This window comes from Pseudomonas eucalypticola (genome assembly GCF_013374995.1).
Lineage (GTDB): Bacteria > Pseudomonadota > Gammaproteobacteria > Pseudomonadales > Pseudomonadaceae > Aquipseudomonas > Aquipseudomonas eucalypticola.
Map to the genome: position 1 here is coordinate 5,698,844 of NZ_CP056030.1, position 12,327 is coordinate 5,711,170.

The following is a 12,327-nucleotide window of genomic DNA, read 5'->3' on the forward strand; positions in this document are numbered from 1 at the left end:
GCCAAAAGTAAAAAAACCAAGGAGAAACCCACCATGCGTTACGCACATCCCGGTACCGAAGGGGCTCTGGTCAACTTCAAGAGCCGCTACGGCAACTACATCGGCGGCGAGTTCGTGGCGCCGGTGAAGGGCCAGTACTTCACTACCACTTCCCCGGTCAATGGCCAGCCTATCGCCGAATTCCCTCGCTCCACTGCCGAAGACATCGACAAAGCCCTCGACGCCGCCCACGCTGCCGCTGACGCCTGGGGCACTACCTCGGTGCAGGCCCGGTCGCTGATCCTGTTGAAAATCGCCGACCGCATCGAGCAACACCTCGAGACCCTGGCCATCACCGAGACCTGGGACAACGGCAAGGCCGTGCGCGAAACCCTGAACGCCGACATTCCGCTGGCCGCCGACCATTTCCGCTACTTCGCCGGCTGCCTGCGCGCCCAGGAAGGCAGCGCCGCGGAAATCGATGGCAACACCGTGGCTTACCATATCCATGAGCCGCTGGGCGTGGTCGGCCAGATCATCCCCTGGAACTTCCCCATCCTGATGGCCGCCTGGAAGCTGGCCCCGGCCCTGGCCGCCGGCAACTGCGTGGTGTTAAAGCCGGCCGAGCAGACGCCGCTGGGTATCACCGTGCTGGTGGAGCTGATCGGCGACCTACTGCCACCGGGCGTGCTCAACATCGTCCAGGGTTTCGGCAAGGAAGCAGGTGAGGCGCTGGCCACCAGCAAGCGCATCGCCAAGATCGCCTTCACGGGCTCCACCCCGGTGGGCTCGCACATCATGAAGTGCGCCGCCGAGAACATCATCCCGTCTACCGTTGAACTGGGCGGCAAGTCGCCGAACATCTTCTTCGAAGACATCATGCAAGCCGAGCAGAGCTTCATCGAAAAGGCAGCCGAAGGCCTGGTACTGGCCTTCTTCAACCAGGGCGAGGTGTGCACCTGCCCCTCCCGTGCGCTGGTGCAGGAGTCGATCTACCCGGCCTTCATGAAAGAAGTGATGAAGAAGATCGAGCAGATCAAACGCGGCGACCCGCTGGACACCGACACCATGGTCGGCGCCCAGGCCTCCGAGCAGCAGTTCGACAAGATTCTTTCGTACCTGGATATCGCCAAGGGCGAAGGTGCGGAGCTGCTCACCGGCGGCGCGGTGCAGAAGCTCGAAGGCAGCCTGTCGACTGGCTATTACATCCAGCCGACGCTGCTCAAGGGCAACAACAAGATGCGGGTGTTCCAGGAAGAAATCTTCGGCCCGGTGGTGAGTGTCACCACCTTCAAGGACGAAGCCGAGGCCCTGGCCATCGCCAACGACACGGAGTTCGGCCTGGGGGCCGGCGTGTGGACGCGCGATATCAACCGCGCCTACCGCATGGGCCGCGGCATCAAGGCCGGCCGCGTGTGGACCAACTGCTACCACCTGTACCCCGCCCACGCAGCCTTCGGCGGCTACAAGAAGTCGGGTGTGGGCCGTGAAACCCATAAAATGATGCTGGACCACTACCAACAGACCAAAAACCTGCTGGTGAGCTACGACATCAACCCGCTGGGCTTCTTCTAAGCTGAAACCAGGTCGGCCCGGTCATGGTCACATGACCGGGCTGATTCATTTCAGCGTCCGTTTGATTGCGCTTTCTAATTGTTTTAGGGCAGCATCGGACCAACGGCATGCCGTGGTATTGGTTGCCATTCTCTGTCCAGCACGCGAGGCCCGATATGCGAATTGTTCAAGCAACGCTGGAGCATCTGGACCTGATCGCTCCACTGTTCGTGAAATACCGCGAGTTCTACGGCGAACTGCCCTACCCCGATTCTTCCCGCGCTTTCCTGGAAAAACGCCTTCGACGCAAGGAATCGACCATCTACCTGGCCCTGCCGGACGACGATGACAAAAAGCTGCTGGGCTTCTGCCAGCTCTACCCCAGTTTCTCCTCGCTATCGCTCAAGCGTGTGTGGATCCTCAATGACATCTACGTCGCCGAGGACGCCCGCCGCCAGCTGGTAGCCGACCACCTGATCCGCGCCGCCAAGAAAATGGCCAAGGAAACCCAGGCCGTGCGCCTGCGGGTGTCCACCAGCGCCAGCAACGAAGTGGCGCAGAAGACGTACGAGTCCATCGGTTTCCATAAAGACACCGAATTCCTCAACTACGTGCTGCCCATCAACGCCGACTGACCGGTAGCACCGCCTGGGCGGGGGCTGGCAATCCAGCTCCCGCAACTGCCTGTGACGACAGACATCCGTAATGCCTGGCTACAAAGTCATGGGGTATTGGCGCTCTGCGGTCGTATAATCCCGGATCGCCAGGTTGTACGATTTGTTACCGTCACGACCGCCCCCACTCAAGTAGCCCCAAGCCCGTAGCGTCGGGCCCTGCACAGGTGTTGCACATGGATTTCAACCCGCTCGACCTGATCCTCCACCTCGATACTTACCTCGACCTGCTGGTGACCAACTATGGCCCCTGGATCTACGCGATCCTGTTCCTGGTCATCTTCTGCGAGACAGGCCTGGTGGTGACCCCTTTCCTGCCGGGTGACTCCTTGCTGTTCATCGCCGGCGCCGTGGCGGCGGGCGGCGGCATGGACCCATGGCTGGTAGGTGCGCTGCTGATGGCCGCCGCCATTCTGGGCGACAGTACCAACTACATCATCGGCCGCACGGCGGGGGAAAAGCTGTTCAGCAACCCGAACTCGAAAATCTTCCGCCGCGACTACTTGCAGCAAACTCATGACTTCTACGAGCGCCACGGGGGCAAGACCGTCACCCTGGCCCGCTTCCTGCCGATCCTGCGTACTTTCGCGCCGTTCGTGGCCGGCATCGCCAAAATGTTCTACCCGCGCTTCCTGGCCTTCAGCGTCGTCGGTACCGTGGTGTGGGTAGGTGGCCTGGTGACCCTGGGTTACTTCTTCGGCAATGTGCCGTTCATCAAGAAGAACCTGTCATTGCTGGTGCTGGCGATCATCCTGCTGTCGCTGGTGCCCATGGTCATCGGCATCGTCAAGAGCCGCATGGGCAGCAAAGCCGCCAAGGCCTCCTCGCGCTAGGCCATGTGGTCATTGCGCGCCTGGCGGCGCCGACGGGCGCTGGCCCGGCACCCCATCGACCCGGGCCTGTGGCAGCGGGTCCGGCACCAACTGGCGATCCTCGACGGCATCAGTGTCGAGGAGGACCAGTGGCTGCAGGACGCCTGCATTCTGTTCCTGCTGGACAAGCACCTCACCAGCCTGCCAGGCGTGGAGCTGGATGACTGCACCCGCCTGCTGCTGGCCGCCCAGGCGCAACTGCCGCTGCTGCACCTGGGCGACTTGAACTGGTACGGCAACTTCCACGAGATCGTGCTCTACCCCGACGACTTCCTCAGCCCCCAGCGCCACCGCGACCCCAGCGGCGTGGAACACCATTGGGACGGCGAGCACAGCGGCGAAGCCTGGCAGCAAGGCCCCATCATTCTGGCGCTGCCCGGGGTACTGGCCAGTGGGGGCTGGGAAGGCTACAACCTGGTCATCCACGAATTGGCACACAAGCTCGACATGCTCAACGGCGATGCCAACGGCCTGCCGCCTCTGCACAGCGACATGCGGGTCAGCGACTGGGCCGCCGCCATGCAGCACGCCTACGACGACATGAACCGGCAACTGGACGAGAACCCCGACGCCGAAACCGCCATCGACCCCTATGCCGCGGAAAACCCGGCCGAATTCTTCGCGGTCACCAGCGAATATTTCTTCAGCGCGCCGGACCTGCTGCACCAGGCCTATCCCCAGGTGCACGCCCAGCTCAAGGCGTTCTACCGCCAGGACCCGTTGGCCCGGTTGCAAGGCCTGCAAGCCAGCCACCCCGACTACCGCCAACCCCACCACGGCTGAGCCGGGGCGGCGGTCCGGCCGGGCGTGGCAACGCCGGCAAACTATGCAATAATCCCTGCCACTTTTTGGCCTAGACGGCCATTTTTACTGGCCTACAACGGGGGCAACGCCCAATGAGCTACAGCAAGATTCCGGCTGGCAAAGACCTGCCGAACGACATCTACGTCGCCATCGAAATTCCGGCCAACCACGCGCCGATCAAATACGAAATCGACAAGGACAGCGACACCCTGTTCGTCGATCGTTTCATGGCCACCCCAATGTTCTACCCGGCCAACTATGGCTTCATCCCCAACACCCTGGCTGACGACGGCGATCCCCTGGACGTGCTGGTCGTTACCCCGTACCCAGTGGCCCCAGGCTCGGTAATCCGCGCCCGTCCAGTCGGCATCCTGCACATGACCGACGACGGCGGCGGCGACGCCAAGGTCATCGCCGTACCACACGACAAACTGTCGCAGCTGTACGTCGACGTGAAGGAATACACTGACCTGCCAGCCCTGCTGCTGGAACAGATCAAGCACTTCTTCGAGAACTACAAAGACCTCGAAAAAGGCAAGTGGGTCAAGATCGAAGGCTGGGGCGACGCAGACGCCGCCCGTGCCGAAATCACCAAGTCGGTCGCTGCCTTCAAAGGCTAAGCCACCCGGCCCGAAAAAGCCCTGCCCTTGCGCAGGGCTTTTTCATGCTCGCGTTTTCACGCACCGCCCCTTCCGTCGTTCAGAAACGTCCTACATCTACGCGCCAATCCCTTCGCCACACTCCCTGCGAACCCACTACCCAGGGAAACCCGCCCCCCATGATCACCTCCGGCGACCGCCTCAAGACCCTGCTCCAGGAGTGCCACCTGTCCCCGTCCGACCTGGCCCTGCACCGCAATGTCCTGCCCCAGCACGTCAACAACTGGATTCGCCGGGGCGTGCCCATCGCCCGACTCGACGATATAGCGGGGCTTCTGTGCGTTCATACCCACTGGCTGCGCACCGGCATGGGCCCCAAATACCGCTTCCCGCCACCCGCCCCGCCCCTCGATCCGCAGGACCACTTCATCGATCAGGACAACCTTCTCTACCCCACGCCCAGCCCTACCGCCCTGGCCGCCAGCACCCACGAAGACGTCCTCATCCCATTCCATCGGCCCCTCAATCAGCAGCTCATCGCCGTCGACAACCGTCACCTGCGCCTGCCTCGCGAAGCCCTCGACAGCTTGCGCATCAACCCCGACCATTGCGCCGCCCTGATCATGCCTGACACCAGCCAGGCCCCGCGCATCCAGCCAGGCGCCGCCGTGGCCATCGACCGCAGCCACACCACGTACCAGCCCGGCCACCTCTATGCCGTACTCCACGGTGGCGACCTGGCCATCCGAAACCTCTACCCGATGACCTGCAACGCCATGCGTTTGCGCCCGTACAACCTTGCCCATTTCAGCGATGAACTGGCCAGTGCGCAGGAAGCGGTGGAAGTACTGGGCTGGGTATTCTGGTGGTCGACCCTGCAACCCTGCCGACCGGATGAGAAGCAATGACATTTGTGCTGGGCATTTGGCAGCAATGCCGCTATCCTTGGCGCACATTTTCGCAAGTCGTGCTGCACATGCAGCCGGCTTGCACAGTTGGGCGGTGTACATCGCGGCCTGGCTAACCGGTGACGCAAGGTCATTGGTTCTACATTTTTGAAGGCGGTGGCGGTCTACCAAAAATAGACCAACGCCGTCCCCGAGAAGCCGGCCACAAGCCGGCTTTTTAATGCCTGATCGAAACCCGCAGGAAAGCACTTCTGGAGAACCTTGGGAATGTCATCTGCATCGTACTGGGCGGGTGTGGTGAGTAGCATTAGGATGCATCAATCCGGCTACAGCCACCGTTCCCCAAGAGGATGTCCGTAATTGGAATTCAACGAACATTATTATTTCCTTCGAATGTATTCGGTTGACCTGAATGCAGCCGCAGAGGCGTTGAAGGTCTTGAAGCGCTACAGGCGCCCTGAAGTCAGACATGCTCTGCTTCGTGATCTTATAGTCACGTACGTTCGACCCTTTTCGGGAAACCAAGGTAAAGGCACCAAGCACAGACTAAAACCCGATGGTCATGTGCCCACGGACATGCGCTCGCTCCACGACGAACTCGTACGTGTCCGAATGCAACAATTCGCACACACAGATTTGAGCTATTACACCCCCGTAACGATGGCCTTTCGGGGTTCGAATGGTGAGTTCCACGGATACGGGATGATGTTCAAAGGCTACGACTACGCAGCATTGCTCCGAAAGCTACCGGATATCGCTACGCTCATTAGGGCTGTAGAGACCAGCGTGAACGATGAACTAAGGCGGGAGGAAGACATTTCGGGAACTGATGGACCGCCCGTGCCGGTCCCACCAAATCCTTAGGACCTTGGGGATTTGGAGCAAAAATCTGAGTGACTACCTCAATCTGGGCGCACTCGCGCACTTCCCCCGTGCCTACCCTCGCATGAGCTTTAAAGCGGATGTCTTGTAGTGGTCAACTGATCCCGGACACTGCGTTAAGTTTTTCCTCGGCAACGGCAGGCGCCAAGCCGTCGTTGAACTGATGTGGTCGCCGCCAGTTGTACCGCTCCATCAGGAAACGTCCAATATCTTGTTTAGCCAACACGGCGCTCATGTAGCCCACCGTCGGTATCCATTCAGTTTTCAGGCTACGAAATAGCCGCTCCATCGGCGCGTTGTCGTGGCAGTTGCCGCGCCGACTCATGCTCTGTGTGAAGCGGTATCGCCATAGTCTCTGGCGGAAACTTCGACTGCCGTATTGGCTGCCCTGATCGCTGTGAAATAGCACATCCTGAGGCCGGCCACGCTGCTCATAGGCCATATCCAATGCCTTGATCACCAAGTCAGCGTCAGGCTTGACTGAGAACGCCCAGCCTACGACCCGGCGCGCATACAGATCGATCACCGCTGCCAGATAGTGCCATCGACCTTCGGCCCAAACGTACGTGATGTCACCGCACCAGACCTTGTTGGGGGATGCCACGCTGAACTCTCGATCAAGTACGTTCGGTATATCAGGTCGCTCCACGGTGGCCTTTTTGTAGGCATGGGAGCCCGGTTGTTTGCTGATCAGGTTCATCTCGCGCATCAACTTACGTACCTTGAATCGCCCGATTTGCATGCCGTCCTCTTTCATCATCAGCATGATGCTTCTACTGCCCGCAGCGCTTCGGCTTTGAGTAAACAGTTCGTTCACGCGGCTGCGCAAAATCACCCGTTCGGCATCAGGGGATCGGCGTTTTCGACAGTATGCGTAGTAGCAAGATCGGGTGACTTCAAATACCGAGCACAACAGATCAACCGGCTCCTCGGAGCGAAGCTGATCGACTAACGCGAGCGCTCGTGCTCCTCGGCCATCAAGAGCGCGGTAGCCTTTTTTAGGATCGATTTCTCCCGTTCCAGACGATTGATTCGGGCTTCCAATTCTTGGATTTTTTGCTGCTCAGGTGTTAACGCTTTGCTGGTCGGGGTGACACCGCCACGTTCTTGCTGGAGCTGGTTCACCCAGCGACGCAAGGCCGACTCAACCAGCCCAAGCGAACGGGCTGCCTCGGTATGGCTGTAGCCTTGATCGAGCACCAGGCACGCAGCCTCGCGCTTGAACTCAGGGGTAAAGGTACGACGTTGCTTGGTCATCAGACACCTCTCTGTGGCGAGCATTCTCGCCTAAATGGGTGTCCGGTTTCATTAGACCACTACAGTCTTGGCCCTTACCACGAACCCGTTCGCGCCTCCAGATGAGGGCTTTGGAGAGGATCAAGGATTGATCACGATTTGACGGTCATTGGTAGTCAATCTCCTCCTCTAAGTGCGGGGTCGAAGGGCTTGATTTCCGTGGTTCTTTGGGTATGCCTCGGCGACCACGGTCAGGCGCCCGATGGAGTGTGGTTGTTTTGAAGGTGTTGACCATTGTAACGACCACACATATAGTGACCACACCTAAACGACTACAGGGCGTTTCTCGATGTTCATCCGCGCTTACCTCCGGGCTTCTACCAACGACCAAGATGCCCATCGGGCTAAGGATCAGCTCACAGTCTTCGCACAGGATCATGGGGAGCGGGTAGCGGCCTACTACATCGAGAACGAAAGTGGGGCCACTCTCCAGCGTCCTGAGCTGTTCCGATTGTTGTCCGATGCACATCCCGGTGATGTCCTCTTGGTCGAACAGGTAGACCGTCTTTCGCGTCTCACAGAAGTTGACTGGCAGAATCTTCGGGGGATCATCAAGGACAAAGAGGTCCGAGTGGTCTCGCTCGATTTGCCTACCTCGCACCAGTTCATGGCGCAGGGGCGTGGAGCTTTGGACAGCTTCACATCGCGGATGCTTGGGGCCATCAACGACATGCTCTTGGACATGCTCGCAGCGGTTGCCCGGAAGGACTACGAGGATCGTCGCCGTCGCCAGATGGATGGCATTAAGAAAGCGAAAGACCAAGGTGCATATAAGGGGCGTGGGGTCGATCAGGACAAGCACCAGCGCATTATTGAATGTCTGAGCAAGGGTATGGGTGTACGGGAAACCTCAAGGGCTACAGGCACAAGCACGGCAACCGTCCAGCGTGCGTCGAAGCTAAAGCAATCGGTATTTCTGGGCAGCATTTCATAAGATAACCATTTCCATGCTGGCGTAATCTTGCATGTCTTCGGCTGCTTATCTGTAATGACTGCCCTGCACTCCGATTGCTCGCTTATAGGTTAATTACACTTTGCTTGCTGTGCCCATATGTACATGGGTGACAAATTCTCGTAGGCCCGCAAGTCTCCCGTCGTCCAGCGGGATTCCTTTAAGTAATGATGTGACATATTTGGGACCGTGTGACCCTACCTCTGGGCAGAAGTTTTCTATTTCGCCCACCTCTATGATGTATATACCTATGCCTTCAAGCTTGTTTTTGAGGCTGTTGAATTCTGCGGTGGCCTCCCCACGAGGTATTACTCTTGAGCCATGACGTTTAACAGTATTCCATGGAGATGATTGCTTCATCGCGTCAATGATTTTAGTCTTGGGGACCTTCTCATCTTGGACAGAGCCTAATATCTCCATAAGTTCGCCGATTATCTGGTTGGGCTTTTTTTCAGGTATGCCGCTACGCACTCCTGCATTGATAATGTTCCAAGATTTTTCATATTCGCTCCATTCGCCGCCGAAAGCTGAGATAGTATTTTGAACAAGCTCTTTTTCTGATAGGAAGTCGATATCAAATATCGCTTTTAACGGAACGCCTGCTTTTCTTAAAACTTTGGCAATCAGCGGGATAGCATGTTTGCCACCTGTAGGTATATAAGCTGTATCTTTCCATGGAGATATGGAGGTTTTTGCGCAGTGGTCAGCAATTGAGTTGATTAGGCGACAATCACTATCATCTTCGCATATGATAGTTTCCTCGTGAAACAGCCCTTCGAGAGCGTTAGAGTATCGAAGATCAGGTTTTTGCCAGAGAGATTCGATCGTTTCAGTGTCTGCCTCGTGTACGTAGTTTTTGTCGCCTTCCCGCCGTAATCTTATGACCCGAAGTTGGCCCTTTGTACCTTCAAGAAATCCTCGAAGGATATCACTGCTGTGGGTTGAAACTATAAGCTGACCCTTAGCTTGTGAAGCGAGAGTCTCTCCAAGTTTCCTCATCTGTGGTGGGTGAAGAAAGGCTTCAGGTTCATCGATAAGGGTGATGTCAACTGGGGACACTATCGCTTCAAACAGTATCCCTGCGTAGCCCTTCATTCCATCCCCTTGGTTGGATAGTAAAGGGTTTTTACGGACGGCTTGCGTGTATGCATCACCTACACGGTCTACCATAATGTCCCCGGAAGGCTTCTCACCAACATGCAAAGGAAGTATGCTCCCTCCTCTGAAGTCAAACATGAGATCCTTTCCGAATGATGCTTTGAAAAGTCCGCTTATTTTATCCGTCAAACTATCGCTGTCGTACAAAAAGTGCTGTGGTCTGGTCTTAGGCTGTCCTGGAGATATGCTTGCCTGATCTTGACATATGTTAAGTCTCTCGTTTGCAGTGATGTTTTTTATGAATGCCGGTTGGAGTACTTGGTGGAGGCCGGGGGAATCCCAAGTGTAAAGATTCCCTTCGTATATGTTCCAGGTTCCATAGCGATAATGGTTGGGGTCGGTAGGCTCACTATTTTCCCTCAAAAAATCTAATAAGCTCTGCTGTGAGCCTTCTTTTGAGACTTCTACCTTGTTTACGACTTTGGCGTGAGTAGCGTTGGCGGAGCCGCTAACCTCCACTATGTCGCGTAGCAGTTGTGACTTTCCGCTGTTGTTTGCACCAACAATTATAATGCGATCATTTTGATCTAATGTGACGACTTGGTCGCTGGAAAAAGTTAAGTTCGTTAAGTGGACTTTCGGCTTTTTTGCGGGATTACTCATATAAGGTCCATCTATGGTTGGCTTTCTATCTGATGGTCCCGAACGGAGCATCAAGATTTCATCCCGATCGTATCTTGCGGATGTGAGGCTTTCAATTCTTTCAATGAGGTTTGTATGTATGTATCACAAGAGCAGACGCATGGAGCGTTTTTGGGGAGGGGCGCGCGTGCAATGTCACGATCTCTTGGCTACTGAGTTGTCGACCATCGGGAGGGCTTCGCTTGTACGTCGACTAAGGAATAAGCCCAGCCAGACGGGCAGTGCTCGGTAGCCGTCCCAATTGTTCGTATTGGATTTTCAGGAGGTGGCGTTCGCCGTAGTGGCGACTCACGGACCCATCATCGTGGCCTGTCATTGCATCATGTATCTCCTCGGGAATACCTGCTTGTCGACACATCGTCTTAAAGCTATGGCGAAACCCATGGGACGGACTCACAGGCGTCTCAAGCTCAGCAACCTCACGTAGGTACGCTCCCCATCGCTTCCCAAAGTTATGCCCGTACCAGCCCGTAGGGTTAGGCTTGAGGGCCGGAAAGAGCTGTCCAGATGCAGGCAGGCCCTCGACGTACTCAATGAAGCCAAGGTCAATCAGGTCTTGATGGATGACAACCAAGCGATGGCTACCCTTGGTCTTTAGGGTCCTATCGTCGTCTGCTCCGTCCTCAGACACGCCAAGGAGGTCCAGATGCCATATGCCGTCTTCGGACTTACGGACCTCGCTGGCCTTCATCTGAGCAATCTCTTCTCTTCGTGCGCCTGTGTAGCAGAGCAAGAGAGGTAACCACTTCCACGCTTCTCCAAACGAGGCCCGAGGGGGGACCCATTCCCCCTTGAAGAACGGGCTTGAGAAGACCCGAATGAGTTCCGCTTGGGTGTAGCCTTTGCGAGTGGCTGTGCGCGATTGTTTGGCGCTCGCCTTGCGCAGGGACTTCGTGATGCCCGAGGCGACCACTGGGTTCTCTGCGATGTATTCCATCTGCACGGCGTAGGTCAGGACCGAGGAAAGGCCCATCAGCTTGTTCTTGATCGTTACACTACTCAGCGAAGGCAGATCAAGCTGTTTGGCTCGGGCAATCTGCTCGTGTGCGTTGAGCCCTTTGAGGCCCTCGCCTTTGGATGGCAACTGACGAAGCAGGTTGTAGAACTCTTCAATCGTCCTGCGCTTGATTTGCTTAACTGGGAGGTCGCCAAGCAGTTCAATGAAGCGGACGATAGTGGTCTGATACTCCCCTGCGGTCTTCTCAACGTCACGCTTCCCATCACCCATGTGACGATGATTCCGGGCCCAATGCTCAAAGACCACGGAAAGGGTCTCGCTCGGGCTCGCTGCCTTCGTCTTGTCGATGCTCAAGGGGGCTTCGTGGGGTAACTCAAGGACCGCTGAGTAATTGCCGTGGTGGCGCTTGTAGGCAATCTCGGACAGCTCCAAATACTGCACCACGAATGCTTCGTACAGATACTTGTGGAAGGGCGTACCGGGCAAAGGCATTGGCAGAGAAGCCTTCGCGAGCTCATCGGCTACCGTTTGATCGAGGTGCTGTCGAGCGCGTGACTCCAGACCACCGGGGCCCAGTAGTGCTTTCGGGTTTCTGACGCTGAAGTGATCCCGCAGGGTCTCGTGCCCTACATCATCCGAGCCGATGAGATATCCCTCAAATCGTCCGGTTGATTCCATGTGGTCAAGCTCACCCTTCGCCCATCTTGCAGCAAGCTGGATGGCGTCTTGAAGGGTAGGGGTATGAGTGCCGGAAACCTGAAGGCGAGTGTTCAGGAAGATTCCTTCGGATAGACCCCATGCGGCAGCGAAGAGGGTCTTGGCCTCTCGGGCATCTTTGGTGCCCAGCGAGCGCTTGTGGAACTCACCTGCGTCTGGAAGGAACGGCTTGATATCCTTCGGAATACGGCGGCGGATGTAGTAGGTCCCGGTGCGGGGATCTTTCCAAGGTTGTGCCATAAATCCCATCGTGTACCCGCCATGTGTACTCATGCGTAACGGGTTACAGCAACTCCAGATAGTAAAAACCCCCGAGACCTTGCGGAATCAGG

General features: G+C 57.0%; 10 protein-coding genes. 7 read left to right on the top strand and 3 right to left on the bottom strand.

Annotation, left to right across the window (positions count from 1 at the left end):
• Positions 1–33 precede the first annotated feature (33 nt).
• The 6 genes from exaC to HWQ56_RS25525 all read left to right on the top strand — a co-directional run bounded on the left by exaC (position 34) and on the right by HWQ56_RS25525 (position 5,390).
• Positions 34–1,554, top strand: coding sequence for an acetaldehyde dehydrogenase ExaC (gene exaC / locus HWQ56_RS25500; RefSeq protein WP_158153444.1), 1,521 nt, complete (start codon positions 34–36; stop codon positions 1,552–1,554).
• Positions 1,555–1,709: 155 nt separating this feature from the next.
• Positions 1,710–2,168, top strand: a complete 459-nt coding sequence (locus tag HWQ56_RS25505; protein WP_158153443.1) for a GNAT family N-acetyltransferase — start codon at positions 1,710–1,712, stop codon at positions 2,166–2,168.
• 215 nt (positions 2,169–2,383) lie between these two features.
• Positions 2,384–3,040: a DedA family protein gene (locus tag HWQ56_RS25510; RefSeq protein WP_158153442.1), complete on the top strand. Its 657-nt coding sequence runs from the start codon at positions 2,384–2,386 to the stop codon at positions 3,038–3,040.
• Between the two features lie 3 nt (positions 3,041–3,043).
• Positions 3,044–3,862, top strand: coding sequence for a M90 family metallopeptidase (locus HWQ56_RS25515; protein ID WP_158153441.1), 819 nt, complete (start codon positions 3,044–3,046; stop codon positions 3,860–3,862).
• 113 nt (positions 3,863–3,975) lie between these two features.
• Positions 3,976–4,503: an inorganic diphosphatase gene (ppa, locus tag HWQ56_RS25520; protein WP_158153440.1), complete on the top strand. Its 528-nt coding sequence runs from the start codon at positions 3,976–3,978 to the stop codon at positions 4,501–4,503.
• 158 nt (positions 4,504–4,661) lie between these two features.
• Entirely contained in the window at positions 4,662–5,390 is a 729-nt protein-coding gene (locus HWQ56_RS25525) for a LexA family transcriptional regulator (RefSeq protein WP_176572049.1), read from the top strand.
• Between the two features lie 976 nt (positions 5,391–6,366).
• Here HWQ56_RS25525 and HWQ56_RS25530 read toward each other — a convergent pair.
• A protein-coding gene (locus HWQ56_RS25530) for an IS3 family transposase (protein ID WP_176570905.1) occupies positions 6,367–7,529 on the bottom strand; the annotation gives its coding sequence in 2 pieces (ribosomal slippage) (positions 6,367–7,274 and positions 7,274–7,529; 1,164 coding nt in all).
• A 328-nt stretch (positions 7,530–7,857) separates the two neighbouring features.
• Between HWQ56_RS25530 and HWQ56_RS25535 the strand changes: the two genes are divergently transcribed.
• Positions 7,858–8,502, top strand: a complete 645-nt coding sequence (locus HWQ56_RS25535) for a recombinase family protein (protein ID WP_176572050.1) — start codon at positions 7,858–7,860, stop codon at positions 8,500–8,502.
• 93 nt (positions 8,503–8,595) lie between these two features.
• On the opposite strand, the gene HWQ56_RS25540 is transcribed toward HWQ56_RS25535, so the two are convergent.
• Both HWQ56_RS25540 and HWQ56_RS25545 read right to left on the bottom strand, forming a co-directional pair.
• Positions 8,596–10,281, bottom strand: a complete 1,686-nt coding sequence (locus tag HWQ56_RS25540; RefSeq protein ID WP_176572051.1) for an ATP-dependent nuclease — start codon at positions 10,279–10,281, stop codon at positions 8,596–8,598.
• A gap of 232 nt (positions 10,282–10,513) precedes the next feature.
• Positions 10,514–12,268, bottom strand: coding sequence for a site-specific integrase (locus HWQ56_RS25545; RefSeq protein WP_245217805.1), 1,755 nt, complete (start codon positions 12,266–12,268; stop codon positions 10,514–10,516).
• Positions 12,269–12,327 lie beyond the last annotated feature (59 nt).